Origin of the sequence: Acinetobacter sp. WCHAc010052 (assembly GCF_002165295.2) — a bacterium.
In the GTDB taxonomy this organism is placed as follows: Bacteria; Pseudomonadota; Gammaproteobacteria; order Pseudomonadales; family Moraxellaceae; genus Acinetobacter; species Acinetobacter chinensis.
The window spans coordinates 2,651,646-2,669,133 of record NZ_CP032143.1 but is presented as its reverse complement, the minus strand read 5'-3'; the positions used below and the strand labels follow the sequence as shown (position 1 = coordinate 2,669,133).

Below are 17,488 nucleotides of genomic sequence, written 5' to 3'. Positions count from 1 at the left end.
GGGAATGAAATATACATTGACCCGTGCGAATCCGGATGCTGATCAATATCCACTTCAGGAGCGTCAGATCGTTACAGATCCGCTTGAAGAAGAAGTGAATAAAAATGTGTTCATGACCCGTCTTGAGGATCTGGCACATACAGCAGTAAACTGGGGTCGTAAGAACTCAGTATGGCCGTTCAACTTTGGTACTTCCTGCTGTTACGTAGAGTATGCAACGACACTGACAGGCGTGCATGACCTTTCACGTTTTGGTGCCGAGGTTATCCGTGCTTCACCGCGTCAGGCAGACTTAATGATTGTTGCAGGAACCTGCTTTGTAAAAATGGCACCTGTAATTCAACGCCTTTATGAGCAGATGCTTGAGCCTAAATGGGTTATTTCCATGGGTGCATGTGCAAACTCTGGCGGTATGTACGATATTTATTCTGTGGTACAGGGTGTGGATAAAATTATTCCTGTCGATGTGTACATCCCAGGTTGCCCACCACGTCCAGAAGCATTGATCCAGGCATTGATGCTGTTGCAGGACCAGATTCAACTTGAGCGCCGCCCACTTTCAGCGGTAATTGGTGATGATCTTAAGCCAGTGTATAAGCCAAAGATGCAGCCAGAACGTGACCGTAAGAATGCACAGCGTATTGCTGTGAAAAATCTGCGCTCTATGGATGAAATTAAATAATTTAGACGATGAATGTTTGATGCACCCGGTTGGGTGTAATTGTCGTTTAGGTTGAATAAATTTGTATTAAATAGGAAGCCAAGCCAATGGCTGAAACTGACATTGCTATGCCAGAATCAACGCCTGTTGATTCACGCCCAGCATTTGCGATCGTAGAGGATCTCAAAACCAGATTTGGTGAGAACTTCTATGTGCAAAAGACTTTTGAAGACTTTCCAACAGTCTGGGTAGAGCGCGCACGCGTACAGGAAGTTTTAATGTTCCTACGTACAGTGTCACGTCCTTACGTGATGCTGTTTGACCTGTCTGCGGTGGATGAGCGTTTACGTACCCACCGTGATGGTCTGCCTGCGTCTGATTTTACTGTGTTCTATCACTTGCTTTCCCTGGAACGCAACTGTGATATCCGTATCAAGGTTGCATTGAGTGAGAGCGATCTCAACATTCCAACTGCAACCAATATCTGGCCAAATGCCAACTGGTACGAGCGTGAAGCCTACGATATGTTCGGGATCAATTTCGAAGGGCATCCAATGCTCCGTCGTATTTTGCTGCCGACATACTGGGAAGGTCATCCACTGCGTAAAGAATACTCTGCACGTGCGACCGAATATACGCCGTATATGCAGAACCAGGCAAAACAGGACTACGAGCAGGAACACCTGCGTTTTGTACCTGAAGACTGGGGTATGTCGCGTGGGAATGACGACGAAGACTTCATGTTCCTGAACTTAGGTCCTAACCATCCATCTGCGCACGGTGCTTTCCGTGTCATCCTGCAGCTGGACGGTGAAGAAGTAAAAGACTGTGTACCTGATATCGGTTATCACCACCGTGGTGTGGAAAAGATGGCTGAACGTCAGACATGGCATTCATTCATTCCGTATACAGACCGTGTTGACTACTTAGGTGGTTGTGCACAGAACATGCCTTATGTACTGGGTGTGGAGCAAATGGCGGGAATCACTGTTCCTGACCGCGCGCAGTGTATCCGTGTAATGATGTCTGAACTGTTCCGTATCAATAACCACCTGCTGTTTATTGGTACTGCGATTCAGGATGCCGGTGGTATGACGCCTGTATTCTATATGTTCGCTGACCGTCAGAAAATCTATGACGCGATTGAAGCGATCACAGGCTACCGTATGCACCCAGCATGGTTCCGTATCGGTGGTACTGCGCATGATCTGCCGAATAACTGGCAGCATCTGATTCGTGAAATCCTGGAGTGGATGCCGAAGCGTATGAACGAGTACTACACTGCTGCACTGAAAAACTCAGTGTTTGTCGGTCGTACCCGTAATGTTGCGCAATACGATGCAAAATCTGCATTGGCTTGGGGTGTAACTGGTACAGGTCTGCGTGCAACTGGTATTGACTTCGACGTCCGTAAATACCGTCCATACAGTGGCTACGAAAACTATGATTTCGAAGTGCCGCTTGAGTATGAAGGCGATGCTTATGCGCGTGTGATGGTGCATTTCCATGAAATTAATGAATCCTTAAAGATCATTAAACAGTGTCTGGACAATATGCCGTCTGGTGCTTACAAAGCGGATCATCCACTGGCTGTTCCACCACCTAAAGACAAAACTCTGCAGGATATTGAAACTCTGATCACGCATTTCTTAAGCGTATCATGGGGTCCTGTCATGCCTGCGGGTGAAGCGTCTGTGATGGCAGAAGTGGTAAAAGGTGCGTCGAACTACTACTTGACTTCTGACAAGTCAACCATGAGTTACCGTACCCGTATCCGTACACCGACATTCACGCATTTACAGCAAATGCCTGCTGTGATTAATGGCAGCTTAATGTCTGACTTGATCATTTATTTAGCGACAATTGACGTCGTTATGGCTGACGTGGATCGCTAAGGGGTACGCATTATGATGATTTTGACTGATAAAAAGCCACGTGTGAACGTTGAAGGAATTTTGACTGCGGACGAAATTCACGATATCGAACATCACATTGAGCACTATCCGTACCCACGTGCAGCATGTCTGGATGCGCTGAAATGCGTACAACGCCGTAATGGCTGGGTGGATGATGCTCAGATGAATGCAATTGCTCAGCTTTTAAGTATGAGTGTTGCTGATCTTGAAGGCGTTGCGACATTCTATAACCGTATTTACCGTCAGCCGGTGGGTCGTCATGTAATTTTATTATGTGATTCGATTGCCTGCTTCCTGATGGGTGCGGAAACATTGGCTGAGGCGTTCCAGCGTGAACTGGGTATCCAGTTCGGTCAGACGACTGCTGATGGGCGTTTCACACTGTTGCCAATCTGCTGTTTGGGTAACTGTGACAAAGGTCCAACGTTAATGATTGATGAAGACACTCACGGACTGGTTGAAGTGACTTCGGTTAAACAGTTATTGGAGAAGTATGTATGAATACTGAACCAAAACCGATTTATGGCGATGGTAATCCGGAAACTCATCCGCTGACATGGCGTCTGAGTAAGCAGGAACATGTTCGTCTTGCTGATGATTATGAAGCACTTGAGGGTTATGAAGGCTTTAAAAAAGCACTGACTATGCCTCCTAAAGATGTGCTTGAAGTCATTAAGGCTGCGACTGTAAAAGGTCGTGGTGGTGCGGGTTTCCCGGCAGGGATTAAATGGTCACTGATGGCACCGAATGATGGTGGTCCACGTTACCTGATCTGTAATGCCGATGAGATGGAACCAGGAACTTTCAAAGACCGTCTGTTGATGGAAAAACTTCCTCATCAGCTGATCGAAGGAATGCTGATTGCGGGTTATACCCTTGAAGCAACACATGGTTATATCTTTATCCGTGGTGAGTATGTAGAAGCTGCTGGCTACTTAAATGAAGCACTTGAGCAGATCCGTGCCAAAGGTTATCTGGGTGAAAACATCCTGGGAACTGGCTGGAACTTCGAGATGCATGTACACACGGGTGCAGGCCGTTATATCTGTGGTGAAGAAACCGCATTGATTAACTCGCTTGAAGGTCGCCGTGCGAACCCTCGTACAAAACCACCATTTCCACAGGTTGCAGGTGCATGGGGTCGTCCTACGATTGTCAACAACGTAGAGACTTACAACAACCTGCCTGCAATCATGCTGCGTGGTCCTGAGTGGTATATCAATTTATCTGCGGGTAAATCGAAAGATCCAGGCACAAAAATTTATGGTGCTTCAGGTAAAGTGAAATTCCCAGGTCTATGGGAACTTCCATTTGGTACGACTGCACGTGAAGTGATTGAAGATCATGCAGGCGGTATGCGTGATGGTCTGAAGCTCAAAGCATGGTTACCGGGTGGAGCATCTACAGACTTCCTGGCTGCTGAACATATTGATCTGCCAATGGATGCGGAAAGCATTATGAAAGCAGGTTCACGTCTGGGCACATGTCTGTTGATGGTTGTGGATGAAACTCAGTGTATGGTGTCTGCGACACGTAACCTGGAAGAATTCTTTGCACGTGAGTCATGTGGTTTCTGTACGCCTTGCCGTGATGGTTTGCCGTGGGCGGTTAAAGCATTGAAAGCACTGGAAAATGGCGAAGGTAAGCAGGAAGATATTGATCATTTACAGGAATTGACCCGTAAATTATGGATCGGTAAGACTTTCTGTGCCCACGCACCTGGTGCAATGGAACCGCTTATGGGCGCACTCAAACATTTCCGTGGCGAGTTTGAAGCAAAAGTGGCGAAAAGCCCGCTTGCTCAAGCCAGCAACACAGAACAAGCTTAAGGAATTCGACTATGGCTACAATTCATGTCGATGGCAAATCGTACGAAGTCAATGGCTCGGAAAACCTGCTGCAAGCATGTTTAAGTCTGGGTATTGATATTCCGTACTTTTGTTGGCATCCATCCTTAGGTTCTGTCGGCTCTTGCCGTCAATGTGCCGTTACTCAGTACGCAAATCCAGAAGATACGCGTGGTCGCTTAGTAATGTCATGTATGACGCCAGCTGCGGACAATACCTACATTTCTATTGAAGACAAAGAAGCAAAAGATTTCCGTGCTTCGATTGTTGAATTCCTGATGACGAATCACCCACACGACTGTCCAGTCTGTGAAGAGGGTGGTCACTGTCATTTACAGGATATGACTGTCATGACTCAGCATGACCGTCGTCGCTACCGTTTTACCAAACGTACGCATTACAACCAGGAGCTGGGCTCATTTATTTCTCATGAAATGAACCGCTGTATTGCCTGCTACCGTTGTGTGCGTTATTACAAAGACTATGCCGGTGGTACAGACTTTGGCGTTTATGCAAACGCTTCACGTGTTTACTTCGGTCGTCCTGAATCAGGTACTTTAGAGTCTGAATTCTCTGGTAACCTGACAGAAGTATGCCCAACGGGTGTATTTACCGACAAAACTCACTCAGAGCGTTATAACCGTAAGTGGGACATGCAATATGCGCCAAGCGTATGCCAGGGCTGTTCTTCAGGCTGTAACATCTCTCCGGGCGAGCGTTATGGTGAATTACGCCGTGTTGAAAACCGTTTCAATGGCGATGTAAACCAGTACTTCCTGTGTGATAAAGGCCGTTTCGGTACAGGTTATGTGAACCGTGCAGACCGTCCGCGTCAGCCACAGTTCCGTACAGGTGCAAACGTTGAAACAGTTTCTGTCGATACAGCTTTAGATACTGTGATTGCAAATATCCAGGGCAAAAAAGTCTTAGGTATCGGTTCTCCACGCGCATCACTTGAATCCAACTTCGCGCTTCGTGAATTAGTGGGTCAGGAAAACTTCTCAACGGGTATGTCTCAGAAAGAGCAGAACCTGGTTGAGCTTGCAGCATCGATCATGCAGACAGAGGGTGTCTATAACCCGACAATGCGTGAAATCGAAAGCTACGATGCTGTACTGATTTTAGGTGAAGACTTAACTCAGACTGCTCCACGTATGGCACTGTCCGTCCGTCAGGCTGCGAAAAACAAAGCCAAAGAAATGGCTGCGGAACGCCGTACTCAGGACTGGCTTGCAGAACCGTTACAGCGTATTGCTCAGGATGCAAAATCTCCGATTTACATCTTAGCGGCTACGCAGACACGTTTAGCTGATGTTGCTGAGGGTGAAGTTGTTGCTTCTCCAAACGACATCGCGCGTTTAGGTTTTGCAGTTGCTGCTGGTGTGAAAGGTGAAGCGATTCTTGGTCTGGATGATGATGCGAAAGCATTTGCGCAAACCATTGCCGATACTTTAAAAGCTGCGAAAAAACCACTGATCATTTCAGGGACAAGTTTACAGGATGCATCCATCATGGAAGCTGCTGCACAGGTTGCACAGAATCTTGGGAATGCAGGTCTGACACTGACTGTTCCAGAAGTGAACTCTATGGGTCTGGCAATCTTTGGCGGTCAAAGCCTGGAGCAGGTTTTTGCTCAGGATTATGATGCCATTGTTGTGGTTGAAAATGATCTGTACCGCCGTTTACCTGCTGCTCAGGTCAATGCTGCGTTTGCCAAAGCGAAAGATGTCATCGTACTGGATCACTCTGAAACTGAAACAGTGAAAAAAGCATCAGTGGTTCTTTCTGCTGCAAGCTTTGCTGAAGGTGACGGTACTGTGGTCAGCCAGGAAGGACGTGCTCAGCGCTTCTACCAGGTTTATGATCCATCGTATTACAAACCGGAACTGGCGATCAAAGAATCATGGCGCTGGCTGCATGCACTGGAAACAGGTCTTGCAGGTAAAGCAATTTCATGGACGCTGCTTGATGATGTCATTGAGTCAGTTGTGAAAAATGTACCTGCACTTCAGGCAATCCAGGATGTTGCACCAGATGCAGGCTTCCGTGTACATGGTCTGAAAGTGGCACGTGAACCACGTCGTTACTCAGGTCGTACATCAATGCGTGCGCCATTGTCCATTCATGAGCCTAAACAGCCGGTTGACGTGGATTCTGCATTAACATTCTCTATGGAAGGTTATGTCGGTAATCAGACTCCGTCTCCACTTGTACCATTTGCATGGTCTGCTGGATGGAACTCACCACAGGCATGGAACAAATTCCAGGACAATGTCGGTGGTCACTTAAAAGGTGGTGATTCAGGTATCCGTCTGTTTGACCGTCTGCCTAAACGCCCGGTACGCAGCTATGTTGCACCATCTGTTGTTGCTGTAAATGCTGAAAGTTTCCGTCTGGTTCCGATGCACCATATCTTTGCCTCTGGTGAATTCACGGTGAAAACACTAGCAATGGAATCACGTATTCCGACTGCTGCATTTGCAGTGGGTGAACAGGATGCAGCTCGTCTGAATGTACAGGATGGTCAGAAAATCACAGTGAAAGCTGGTGAAACTTCTGTCGTACTTCCAGTTCAGGTGATTGAATATTTACCTACAGGTTATATCGGTTATCCGGTTGGTCTTGCACCAACGGTATCTCTTGCTGAGCCTGTTTCAGTCGCAGTAGGAGTGTAATTCATGAATCAGGAATTAATCCGTCAAACGCCGCTGTGGGCTGAGAACTGGCCGATTGCCTATTCAGTCATTCAGGCGATTGTGATTCTGCTCGTCGTTGTATTGATTGCAGCACTGATGTCTTTTATTGAACGCCGTTTACTGGGCTTATGGCAGGACCGTTACGGTCCTAACCGTGTAGGTCCAGGCGGTATGTTCCAGATCGTTGCCGACATGCTGAAAATCATGTTCAAGGAAGACTGGACACCAAAATTTGCTGACAAACTGACTTTCCGTCTGGCACCTGCAGTTGCAATGGCAACTGCGGTACTGTCATTCATGGTTATTCCTGTATCACCTTACCTGGGTGTTGCAGACATGAGTATCGGTCTGCTGTTCTTTATGGCAATGGCAGGTATCGCAGTGTATGCAGTACTGTTTGGTGGCTGGTCTTCAAACAACAAATATGCTTTGCTCGGTGGTCTGCGTTCAGCAGCACAAACCATTTCTTATGAAGTGTTCCTGGGGATTTCCCTGATGGGTGTGGTTGCAATTGCAGGCTCATTCAACATGCGTGAAATCGTGGAAGCACAAAAAGACGTATGGTTTGTTATCCCTCAGTTCTTAGGTTTCCTGATCTTCGTGGTTGCAGGTGTTGCGGTGACTCACCGTCATCCATTTGACCAGCCAGAAGCAGAACAGGAGCTGGCAGAAGGTTACCATGTGGAATATGGCGGTATGAAATGGGGGATGTTCTTCGTTGCTGAATATGTCAACGTTGTTCTGATCTCTGCATTGATTGTGACCTTATTCTTTGGTGGCTGGTTAGCACCTTTCAATATTGAAATTCCGTTCCTTCCAGCAGCGTTCTGGTTCATTATCAAAACAGCATTCTTTGTAATGATGTTTGTCCTGGCCCGTGGTTCTTTAATGCGTCCACGTTATGACCAGGTAATGAACTTCGGCTGGAAAATTTGCTTGCCATTGGCGTTGGTTAACCTTCTGGTAACTGGTGCTGTGATTCTGATGAATCAGGCCTAAGACAGCAGGAGAATATAATGTTTAAATTTCTAGCTGGATTTGGGTCAATTGTACGTTCACTGTGGATGGTTTTCTCACACGTGACACGTAAACGTGACACCATTTTATATCCAGAAGTGAAAGCCGAAGATATCGTACCGCCGCGTTTCCGTGGTCGTATTGTGCTGACGCGTGACCCTGATGGCGAAGAGCGTTGTGTAGCCTGTAACCTGTGTGCTGTTGCATGTCCGGTTGGCTGTATTTCACTTCAGAAAGCTGAAAAAGAAGATGGTCGCTGGTACCCGGAATTTTTCCGTATCAACTTCTCACGCTGCATTTTCTGCGGTATGTGTGAAGAAGCATGTCCAACAACTGCAATTCAGATGACACCAGACTTTGAGCTGGGTGAATACGTGCGTCAGGATCTGGTTTATGAGAAAGAGAACTTACTCATTTCAGGACCTGGTAAATATCCAGACTATAACTTCTACCGTGTGACCGGTATGGCAATCAACGGGAAGGATAAAGGTCAGGCGCAGCGTGAAAGCACGCCAGTTGATGTACGGAGCTTATTACCATGATGTGGCCATTTTATCTGATGGCACTCGTGGCCATTATTTCTACAGTTCGTGTTGTGACCAACACGAACCCTGTACATGCACTGCTTAGCCTGATTGTTTCACTGCTTGCAGTGGCGGGTATGTTTATGATTGTGGGTGCACCGTTTGCCGGCGCACTGGAAATCATTGTATATGCCGGTGCAATTATGGTGCTGTTCGTATTCGTTGTGATGATGCTGAACCTTGGACAACATACAGAAGAACAGGAGCGTCAGTGGCTGACATCTTCAGCATGGGCATACCCTGCACTGATGAGCTTTCTGATGGGGCTTCTGCTGGTATGGATGCTGGGGTCAGATTACACCACAGCTTCAGGCCATCTGATGGGAACCGAAATCGTTGGTCCTAAGGAAGTTGGTCAGTCACTCTTTACTCAATACCTGTTACTGGTTGAAGTTGCTGCAATGTTGCTGCTGGCAGCACTTGTTGCGGCATTCCACTTAGGGAAGCGTGAACCAGGTGAAAAAGAGGAACAAGAATAATGGGCAACATTCCTTTAGAACATGGTTTGATCGTTGCAACCATTCTTTTTGCACTGGGTTTTTACGGTGTAATGGTTCGACGTAACCTGTTATTTATTTTAATGAGCCTTGAGATCATGATGAACGCAGCTGCATTTGCGTTTGTCATGGCAGGCAGCGCCTGGGTTCAGCCAGATGGACAGATCATGTTCATTCTGATCCTGACTCTTGCAGCAGCAGAGGCTTGTATCGGTCTTGCGATCGTCCTTCAGTTCTATCATCGCTTCCATCACCTGGATGTGGATGCTGCTAGTGAGATGCGCGGATGAGCTATTTATTTTTAACCGTATTATTTCCGCTGATTGGTTTTATCCTGTTGGCAGCAGGGCGCAACAAGCTTCCTGAAAATGTTGCAGCAATTATCGGTGTAGGTTCAGTGGGTCTTTCCGCTTTATTTGCACTGATTGCAGGTTTTGACTTTGTCAATAATGGCTCAGTTGCAACGACACAGCATTTGTGGACATGGTTCAGTGTAGGTGGTTTTGCACCAGGATTCAGTCTGCATCTGGATGGTCTGTCTTTACTGATGATGGGCATGATTACAGGTGTGGGTTTCCTGATCCACATTTTTGCATCATGGTACATGCGCGGTGAAGAAGACTTTGCACGTTTCTTCTCTTACTTCAACCTGTTCGTAACAAGCATGCTGTTGCTTGTGCTGGGTGATAACCTTGCACTGCTGTTCCTGGGTTGGGAAGGTGTAGGTCTGTGTTCTTACCTGCTGATTGGTTATTACTATTCAAATCCTGAAAATGGTAAGGCAGCAATCAAAGCATTTACAGTTACCCGTGTGGGTGACGTATTCCTGCTGATTGCACTGTTCCTGATTTTCCAGCAGTTTGGAACACTGAACATCGCTGAAATTGTGGCTCGTGCTCCAGAAGTTATGGTTCAGAGTTCTTCAATCACCATCTGGACTGCATTGATGCTGTTCCTCGGTGCTGCGGGTAAATCTGCTCAGATTCCGTTACAGACATGGTTAGCTGATGCAATGGCAGGTCCAACACCTGTTTCTGCACTGATCCACGCTGCAACAATGGTAACAGCCGGTGTTTACTTATGCTGCCGTATGTTTGCAGTATTTGAACTTGCGCCAGAAGTGATGATGTTCATTTCCATCACTGGTGCGGTAACACTGCTGGTTGCCGGTTTTGCTGCACTGGTTCAGACAGACATCAAACGTATTCTTGCTTACTCAACCATGAGTCAGCTGGGTTATATGTTTATGGCTGTTGGTGCAGAAGCGTATCAGGCTGGTCTGTTCCACATGCTGACTCACGCATTCTTCAAAGCGTTACTGTTCCTTTCTTCTGGTGCTGTAATTCTTGCGTATCACCACGAACAGAACATTTTCAAAATGGGTGGTCTGTTTAAGCGTAACAAGTTCCTGTTTGCATGTTTTGCAATCGGTGGCGGTGCACTGGCAGCGATTCCATTCATTACCGTCGGTTTCTTCTCGAAAGATGCGATTCTTGGTGCGGTATGGGTACAGGGTCAGTCTGTTGCTGTTTATACCTCGCTTTACTGGGTAGGTGTCGCAGGTGCGTTCCTGACTTCAATCTATACATTCCGTCTGATCTGGGTTGTATTCTTCGGTGAAGAAAAAACGCCATATCACGAAATCAAAGGCGTGACGTACTGGGGTCCTCTGGCAATTCTGGCTGTTCTGTCCACATTTGTGGGTGCAGCGCTGAAAGCACCGGTTGAGTCCATTCTGAATGCTGCAAAAATTCCAGCATTCAACATTCCTGAAGCGCTTGAAGCAGGTATGCATGGTGCAGAATATACAGCTGTAGGTATTGCACTTGCAGGACTTGCAATCGGTGTCGGTCTGTTCGCATTTGCATACGGTGCTGTGAAGTCTTTTGCACAAAGCAGTTTTGGTGCAGGTCTGGTGAATATCTGCCGTAATGCGCTTGGTTTTGATGCGCTGTATGATCTTGTGTTTGTAAAACCATATCTGCTGATTGCTAAAATTCTGGGTCGTGATCCGATTGATAACCTGTGGCTTGTGCTGCCAGCGATTGTGAAAAGTGGTAACAGCTTTACAAGTAAACGTCAGACGGGTTCATTACGCGAATATGCTTCAAGCATGTCATTTGGCGTAGTGGTATTGCTGATGGTCCTGATCGTGATTCAGGTAGTGGGGAAATAAAATGGAAACTCCAAACAATCTTATTTTACCCGCACTGATCCTTGTTCCGTTCATTGCAGGTTTTATTTGCTGGTTGGTCGATAAGCTCGACGACCATCTGCCACGCTATATCGCTCTGATTGGTATGGTGGTTACACTGATTCTGACTGTTATTTTATGGCAGTCAGGAACATATAATTATGAACTGGGCGCAAAAGTTCCAAGCTGGTCCGCTGAGTTCATTGTTCCATGGATTTCAACACTGGGCATCAACATTCACCTTGCGGTGGATGGTCTGTCCTTACTGATGGTTGGTCTGACTGCATTACTGGGTGTACTTGCAGTTGGCTGTTCATGGGGTGAAATTCAGAAGAATGTCGGTTTCTTCCACTTAAACCTTTTATGGTCACTGGGTGGGGTTATCGGTGTATTCCTTGCAATCGACATGTTCCTGTTCTTCTTCTTCTGGGAGATGATGCTGGTACCGATTTACTTCCTGATTGCATTGTGGGGACACCGTGGTGCAGATGGTAAATCACGTGTTTATGCTGCGACTAAATTCTTCATCTATACCCAGGTAGCGGGTCTGATCATGCTGATCGGTATTCTTGGACTTGTTGTCTATGGATACATGATGACAGGTATGATCGGTTTTGATTATAACTACCTGCTGGGTGTTGCAAATACTCTGGATGCTCAGGCTCCTGCAGTTGCTTATGCACTCATGATCTGTATGTTCATTGGTTTTGCGGTAAAACTTCCAGTTTTCCCATTACACGGCTGGTTACCTGATGCACATGCTCAGGCACCAACTGCGGGTTCGGTTGACCTTGCAGGTATCCTGATCAAAACAGCTGCATACGGTTTATTACGTTTCGTGATTCCATTCTTCCCGGCTGCTTCTGCTCAGTTTGCTGACATTGCAATCATTCTGGGTCTGATCGGTATTTTCTACGGTGCATGGTGTGCATTCCAGCAGACAGATATGAAACGTCTGCTTGCGTATACATCCATTTCACACATGGGCTTTGTATTACTGGCACTTTATGCAGGTAACATCCTGACCTTCCAGGGGCTGATGATCATGATGCTTGCACACGGTCTGTCTTCTGCGGCACTGTTCATTATGTGCGGTCAGGTATATGAGCGTCTTCATACACGTGATTTACGTCTGATGGGCGGTATCCGTGGACAGTTCCAGTACCTGTCTTTCTTCCTGATGTTCTTTGTTGCTGCACTGGTCGGTATTCCAGGTCTGGGTAACTTTATTGGTGAATTCCTGATTCTGATGGGTTCTTTTGCCAAATTCCCAGTCTATACCATCCTTGCTGCTGTGAGCCTTGTATTTGCAGGTCTGTATGGTCTGATCCTGATTCACAAAGCACTGTTCGGTACTCCGAATGAAGAACAGAAACAGCATTACACAAATCCACTGAAAGACTTAAATGCCCGTGAAGTTGTGATTCTGCTTGTCTGTGCGCTTGGTCTGGTATGGTTAGGTCTGTTCCCACAAAGCTTCCTTGATATTTCAAATTCAAGTATGGCGTGGATTGCAAACAGCTATATTCCAGTACAGGAAACAGTTGAGGTTGTGCAACAGGCGACTACCCAACTTGAAAATGTGGAGATCCAATAAGCCATGAACTTCACGATGTCATTTTCTGAGCTTATGCCACTGGCTCCCGTAATGATTGTGGCTTTGACCACAATTGTTGTGATGATTCTTACAGCGATTAAACGTAATCATAATTTAATCGCAACTGCGTCTGTTGTCGGGCTTAACCTGGCAGCTGCGTATATTATTTTCTCAATGTTCAGCGGTGCTTCTGCACCGGCGAACGTGATGGGTCTGTTTATGATTGACCCATTCACGATGCTGTATCAGGTCGTGATTCTGATTGCTGCACTGGCATGCTGTACTTTGTCTCATGCTTATATTGAAACCTATAAGGATAACCGTGAAGAACTGTATATTCTGTTACTTGCATCTGTAACCGGTGCAATGTTAATGGTTGCAAGTTCTCACTATGCATCGTTCTTCATCAGTCTTGAGCTGATGTCGATTCCTGTGTATGGCTTGCTGGCGTATACGCATCAGCGCTCTAAATCACTGGAAGCGGGTGTGAAATACCTGGTGCTTTCTGCAACAGCTTCTGCAATGTTACTGATGGGTATGGCATATATTTATGCTTATACCGGTTCGTTATCATTCTACGACTCTGTTCAGGCACTGATGCAGAATATCCATCAGCCTATGGTTGTACTGGGTCTTGCACTGATTATCTTTGCTGTCGGCTTTAAACTGTCTCTGGCTCCATTCCATAAATGGACACCTGACGTTTATGCCGGTGCTCCAGCACCGATCGCAACTTTCCTTGCGACTGCTGCGAAAGTTGCAACGATTGGTCTGTTTGTCCGCTATCTGCTGTCTTCAGGTGCAATCCTGATTGATTCAATCGTGACACTGTTGACGATCATTGCCGTACTTTCAATTCTGATCGGTAACTTCCTTGCAGTACGTCAGGTTAACCTGAAACGTATTCTGGGTTATTCATCCATTGCACATTTTGGTTATCTGCTGATTGGTTTAATCAGCATGACTTATGCAAGCTTAGGGAACGTATCTGTATACGTCATCACTTATGTACTGACTACAATTGGTGCGTTTGGTGCTGTTGCGCTGATGTCGAGCCCTTATAACAACCTGGATGAAGCTGAGAGTCTTGCAGATTACCGTGGTCTGTTCTGGCGTCGTCCGGTTCTGACTGCAACCTTAACGGTAATGATGCTGTCACTGGCTGGTATTCCATTAACAGCAGGCTTCATTGGTAAGTTCCTTGTTGTAATGGCGGCAGTAACAACTCAGCACTGGTTCCTGGCTGCAATGATTGTTGTCGGTTCTGGTATTGGTCTGTATTACTACCTGCGTGTTATGGTAGTGATGTACATGACTCCACCAGACACTCCACGTATTGATGCTGTGGATCACTGGGGACAGAAAGTCGGTGGGATTATGGTTCTGCTTGCAGCACTGGCTGTACTGATTATTGGTATCTACCCAGATCCTGTGATCAAACTGGCACTGCAATCTGAAATCCTTTCACCATTGCACTTCATGCTTTCCCAGCAGCAGTAATCTAAAAAAACTATAAGTTCTGAAAGAAAGCCTCCATATATTGGGGGCTTTTTTATTTTTATCACCTGTTAAAACAGATTATAATGGAAGCAATTTTATTTCTCCTTTTTTTAGGTGTTCTCCCGTGGCTATCCATGAAATCCGTCATCCATTAATCCGACATAAACTCGGCTTACTCCGTCGTTCAGACATCAGCACTAAAAACTTCCGTGAGCTTGCTCAGGAAGTGACTATGCTTTTGACTTATGAAGCCACTAAAGATTTACCAATGGTTGATCATGAAATTGATGGTTGGAATGGCAAAGTGGTCGTAGACCGTATTGCTGGTAAAAAAATAACAGTTGTGCCGATTCTGCGTGCCGGTATTGGTATGCTGGAAGGTTTTTTAAATCTGATTCCAAGTGCTAAAGTCTCTGTACTGGGACTTGAACGTGATGAAGAAACTTTAGAAGCGCGTACTTACTATAAAAAACTGGTTCCAGATGTACAGAACCGTCTGGCAATGATTATTGACCCAATGCTGGCAACCGGTTCATCTTTAGTTGCAGCAATTGACGTGCTTAAAGCAAGTGGCTGTAAAGACATCCGTGTCATGGTACTGGTTGCAGCACCTGAAGGGATCAAACGTGTGAATGATGCTCATCCTGATGTGACCATTTATACTGCTTCTGTTGATCAGGGTTTAAATGAACAGGGTTATATCGTTCCTGGTCTGGGCGATGCAGGCGACAAGATTTTTGGTTCAGTTCAGAAAGATTAAGCTTAAGTCCACGGATATAAAAAAGAGGCGATAGATGCCTCTTTTTTATATAATGTATGAATGGCATTTTTAGAATAGGGTAGCAAAATGAAAGACGAAGTACATCTGGGTAAAATCAAGAAATATGATCCTGAAAAAGGATTTGGCTTTATTGGTTCAGCTGAAGGGGATATCTTCTTTCATATTTCAGATTTCCCTGCGGCTGATGGCGAACCGAAACGTAATGAGCGTGTGAAATTTGTAGCCGTTGAAAATGGCAATAAATATAAAGCGGTTAAAATTGAGCGCGTCGAAGACAATTCAGCCAAAGCTAAAAAGACCAAAGTTGTGACAAATAACCAGTCCATTACTTCTGCTTTACTGTCAAATTTACGTAAATGATAAAACCAGGATCAGATCTGAACTTTTGGTTTGGATTCTATGATCAGGGTATAAAAAAGCGCCAGAAACAGGCGCTTTTTTTATGATTTTATTTTTCACAGAATTTCATAAATGCTTTAATGCCTGGTCCCTGGTATTTCTGACGGTGAACCAGCATAAAGAGTGGGCGGGTCAGTTGCCAGAAAGGTGTATCCAGTACAACCAGTTGACCTTTTTCGCGTAAAGGTTCAATCGCCAGGCGGGAAATACAGGACATACCCAGACCACCGGCAACAATTTTAAGAATGGCTTCATTATGTCCTAAAGTCAGACGGATACTGGCATCTGGAACATCCTGAAGAATCGCATTATCAAAGACTTCACGTGTTCCTGAACCTTCTTCACGCAGAATCCATTCGACATGCTCAAAATCCTGAATCGTCAGAGGGCGGTTCAGTTGCGCTAAAGGATGGTCAGGTGAACAGCATACCGCCAGTTCATCGTTACGCCAGTGAATACACTGCAACTGAGGTAAATGGCATGAACCCTCAATCAGTGCAAGATCCAGCTGGAACTGATTGACCGCCTCGATCATCTGGCGGGTGTTTCCGACCTGTAGCTGCAAATGAGCATTGGGTTGAATCTGGAGAAAGTCTGCCATCAGATCAGGAATCAGATAATCACTGATGGTCAGTGTTGCGCCTAAACGTAGGTCTACAGTCTGCAACTCGCCTTTAGCTGCCTGTTCAAATGCTTCACAGCGACCCAGAATCTCAAGCGCCTGAGGCAACAGATAGCGTCCAAGGTCATTCAGCTGTAAACGTTTTCCAAGACGGTCAAAAAGTGGAGCACCCAGCCCATCTTCCAGGTCAGCCAGAGCCATACTTGCGGCACTTTGAGTCAGTTTTACAGCATCGCTCGCTTTGGTCACGGTGCCTTCCTGAGCAACTGCTACAAAAACAGCCAGCTGGCGTAAAGTCATGCGCATGTATATAGCCTTAACGTATATAGGATATTCATAAAATATATTGTCATGCTACCATGAGCACAGTCTCTGATGCCACGTAGAAATCATGTCAATTGAAAAATTTAGCGTAGAAAAAGTTTTGTCTGTACACCGCTGGACCAGTACCTTATTCAGCTTCACCATGACCAGACCCGCGCATTTTAAATTTACAGCAGGGCAGTTTGCCCGAATTGGTCTTAAAGTCGGTGATGAGCTTGTTGTTCGTGCATATTCGGTGGTTTCATCGCCTTTTGATGAGACACTTGAGTTCTTCTCCATTGTTGTTCCTGATGGTGCTTTTACTTCAAATCTGCAGCATCTTCAGGTCGGGGATGAGCTGTATCTTGAAAAAGTACCTTATGGCTTTCTGACGCTGGCACGTTATCAGTTGCCGTTGCCACAGGATTTATGGCTGCTTGCTACAGGTACTGGGCTGGCACCGTTTATTTCCATGTTACAGGATTTTGAAACCTGGTCTAAATATCAGCACATTCACCTGGTCTACAGCGTCCGGACTGAAGCTGAACTGGCTTATGTGGAACGTATTCAGGAAATTGCTGAAACATTTGGTGAAGGACATACAGGTTTTCGTTTCATACCGGTCGTGACACGGAATCCTGAAGCTCAGCTGCATGACCGTCTGCCGGTTCTGATTGAAAATGGTGAACTGGAAAAGGCAGCAGGACTTGAGTTTAATCCTGCCACGACACATGTCATGCTGTGTGGTAATCCACAGATGGTGGATGATACGAAGGATGCTTTAAAAGCGCGGGGGTTGACGATGAACCGTCGCGGTGAAGGAAACATTGCCGTGGAAAATTATTGGTAAGCCTGATCAGCAATCTGAGAGACT

General features: G+C 46.0%; 16 protein-coding genes. 15 read left to right on the top strand and 1 reads right to left on the bottom strand.

Translation table 11 applies throughout. From position 1 onward, the window contains the following. The first annotated feature begins 4 nt into the window (after positions 1 to 4). The 14 genes from CDG61_RS13065 (at position 5) to CDG61_RS13000 (ending at position 15,650) form a co-directional block, all read left to right on the top strand. Positions 5 to 682, top strand: coding sequence for a NuoB/complex I 20 kDa subunit family protein (locus CDG61_RS13065; RefSeq protein ID WP_087513289.1), 678 nt, complete (start codon positions 5 to 7; stop codon positions 680 to 682). An 86-nt stretch (positions 683 to 768) separates the two neighbouring features. Continuing rightward, positions 769 to 2,556 (top strand): NADH-quinone oxidoreductase subunit C/D, encoded by a 1,788-nt coding sequence (gene nuoC, locus CDG61_RS13060; RefSeq protein ID WP_087513290.1) that lies wholly within the window; start codon positions 769 to 771, stop codon positions 2,554 to 2,556. Positions 2,557 to 2,568: 12 nt separating this feature from the next. Further along, complete coding sequence (nuoE, locus tag CDG61_RS13055) at positions 2,569 to 3,078, top strand: NADH-quinone oxidoreductase subunit NuoE (RefSeq protein WP_087513291.1); 510 nt, start codon at positions 2,569 to 2,571, stop codon at positions 3,076 to 3,078. Continuing rightward, entirely contained in the window at positions 3,075 to 4,406 is a 1,332-nt protein-coding gene (gene nuoF, locus CDG61_RS13050) for an NADH-quinone oxidoreductase subunit NuoF (protein WP_087513292.1), read from the top strand. The genes nuoE and nuoF overlap by 4 nt, the downstream gene beginning before the upstream one ends. An 11-nt stretch (positions 4,407 to 4,417) precedes the next feature. Next, complete coding sequence (nuoG, locus tag CDG61_RS13045; RefSeq protein ID WP_087549471.1) at positions 4,418 to 7,099, top strand: NADH-quinone oxidoreductase subunit NuoG; 2,682 nt, start codon at positions 4,418 to 4,420, stop codon at positions 7,097 to 7,099. Between the two features lie 3 nt (positions 7,100 to 7,102). Further along, positions 7,103 to 8,119, top strand: a complete 1,017-nt coding sequence (gene nuoH, locus CDG61_RS13040; protein WP_087513294.1) for an NADH-quinone oxidoreductase subunit NuoH — start codon at positions 7,103 to 7,105, stop codon at positions 8,117 to 8,119. A gap of 17 nt (positions 8,120 to 8,136) precedes the next feature. After that, positions 8,137 to 8,679: an NADH-quinone oxidoreductase subunit NuoI gene (gene nuoI / locus CDG61_RS13035; protein WP_087513295.1), complete on the top strand. Its 543-nt coding sequence runs from the start codon at positions 8,137 to 8,139 to the stop codon at positions 8,677 to 8,679. Further along, positions 8,679 to 9,200, top strand: coding sequence for an NADH-quinone oxidoreductase subunit J (gene nuoJ / locus CDG61_RS13030; protein ID WP_171405517.1), 522 nt, complete (start codon positions 8,679 to 8,681; stop codon positions 9,198 to 9,200). The genes nuoI and nuoJ overlap by 1 nt, the downstream gene beginning before the upstream one ends. Then, positions 9,200 to 9,508 carry an NADH-quinone oxidoreductase subunit NuoK gene (nuoK, locus tag CDG61_RS13025; RefSeq protein WP_087513297.1) on the top strand — a complete coding sequence of 103 codons (309 nt, stop codon included), beginning with the start codon at positions 9,200 to 9,202 and terminating at the stop codon, positions 9,506 to 9,508. Before nuoJ ends, nuoK begins: the two co-directional genes overlap by 1 nt. Continuing rightward, positions 9,505 to 11,394 carry an NADH-quinone oxidoreductase subunit L gene (nuoL, locus tag CDG61_RS13020; protein WP_087549470.1) on the top strand — a complete coding sequence of 630 codons (1,890 nt, stop codon included), beginning with the start codon at positions 9,505 to 9,507 and terminating at the stop codon, positions 11,392 to 11,394. The genes nuoK and nuoL overlap by 4 nt, the downstream gene beginning before the upstream one ends. A gap of 1 nt (position 11,395) precedes the next feature. After that, on the top strand, positions 11,396 to 13,009 hold the full coding sequence (gene nuoM / locus CDG61_RS13015; RefSeq protein ID WP_087513299.1) for an NADH-quinone oxidoreductase subunit M: 1,614 nt from the start codon (positions 11,396 to 11,398) through the stop codon (positions 13,007 to 13,009). Positions 13,010 to 13,012: 3 nt separating this feature from the next. Then, positions 13,013 to 14,509 carry an NADH-quinone oxidoreductase subunit NuoN gene (gene nuoN, locus CDG61_RS13010; protein WP_087513300.1) on the top strand — a complete coding sequence of 499 codons (1,497 nt, stop codon included), beginning with the start codon at positions 13,013 to 13,015 and terminating at the stop codon, positions 14,507 to 14,509. Between the two features lie 124 nt (positions 14,510 to 14,633). After that, on the top strand, positions 14,634 to 15,269 hold the full coding sequence (gene upp / locus CDG61_RS13005; RefSeq protein ID WP_087513301.1) for a uracil phosphoribosyltransferase: 636 nt from the start codon (positions 14,634 to 14,636) through the stop codon (positions 15,267 to 15,269). A gap of 87 nt (positions 15,270 to 15,356) precedes the next feature. Then, a complete protein-coding gene (locus CDG61_RS13000) occupies positions 15,357 to 15,650 on the top strand; it encodes a cold shock domain-containing protein (protein WP_087549469.1) in 294 nt (97 codons plus the stop codon). 88 nt (positions 15,651 to 15,738) lie between these two features. Here CDG61_RS13000 and gigC read toward each other — a convergent pair whose 3' ends face one another. Continuing rightward, positions 15,739 to 16,617, bottom strand: a complete 879-nt coding sequence (gene gigC / locus CDG61_RS12995) for a LysR family transcriptional regulator GigC (protein WP_087513303.1) — start codon at positions 16,615 to 16,617, stop codon at positions 15,739 to 15,741. 85 nt (positions 16,618 to 16,702) lie between these two features. Between gigC and CDG61_RS12990 the strand changes: the two genes are divergently transcribed. Then, positions 16,703 to 17,464 carry a ferredoxin--NADP reductase gene (locus tag CDG61_RS12990; RefSeq protein WP_087549468.1) on the top strand — a complete coding sequence of 254 codons (762 nt, stop codon included), beginning with the start codon at positions 16,703 to 16,705 and terminating at the stop codon, positions 17,462 to 17,464. Positions 17,465 to 17,488 lie beyond the last annotated feature (24 nt).

Coding starts and splice junctions, on each gene's coding strand:
- nuoC (WP_087513290.1), top strand. CDS start 769: ATGGCTGAAACTGACATTGCTATGCCAGAATCAACGCCTGTTGATTCA.
- CDG61_RS13000 (WP_087549469.1), top strand. CDS start 15,357: ATGAAAGACGAAGTACATCTGGGTAAAATCAAGAAATATGATCCTGAA.
- nuoN (WP_087513300.1), top strand. CDS start 13,013: ATGAACTTCACGATGTCATTTTCTGAGCTTATGCCACTGGCTCCCGTA.
- nuoF (WP_087513292.1), top strand. CDS start 3,075: ATGAATACTGAACCAAAACCGATTTATGGCGATGGTAATCCGGAAACT.
- nuoM (WP_087513299.1), top strand. CDS start 11,396: ATGGAAACTCCAAACAATCTTATTTTACCCGCACTGATCCTTGTTCCG.
- nuoK (WP_087513297.1), top strand. CDS start 9,200: ATGGGCAACATTCCTTTAGAACATGGTTTGATCGTTGCAACCATTCTT.
- nuoI (WP_087513295.1), top strand. CDS start 8,137: ATGTTTAAATTTCTAGCTGGATTTGGGTCAATTGTACGTTCACTGTGG.
- CDG61_RS12990 (WP_087549468.1), top strand. CDS start 16,703: ATGTCAATTGAAAAATTTAGCGTAGAAAAAGTTTTGTCTGTACACCGC.
- gigC (WP_087513303.1), bottom strand. CDS start 16,617: ATGCGCATGACTTTACGCCAGCTGGCTGTTTTTGTAGCAGTTGCTCAG.
- nuoJ (WP_171405517.1), top strand. CDS start 8,679: ATGTGGCCATTTTATCTGATGGCACTCGTGGCCATTATTTCTACAGTT.
- nuoH (WP_087513294.1), top strand. CDS start 7,103: ATGAATCAGGAATTAATCCGTCAAACGCCGCTGTGGGCTGAGAACTGG.
- nuoL (WP_087549470.1), top strand. CDS start 9,505: ATGAGCTATTTATTTTTAACCGTATTATTTCCGCTGATTGGTTTTATC.
- nuoE (WP_087513291.1), top strand. CDS start 2,569: ATGATGATTTTGACTGATAAAAAGCCACGTGTGAACGTTGAAGGAATT.
- CDG61_RS13065 (WP_087513289.1), top strand. CDS start 5: ATGAAATATACATTGACCCGTGCGAATCCGGATGCTGATCAATATCCA.
- nuoG (WP_087549471.1), top strand. CDS start 4,418: ATGGCTACAATTCATGTCGATGGCAAATCGTACGAAGTCAATGGCTCG.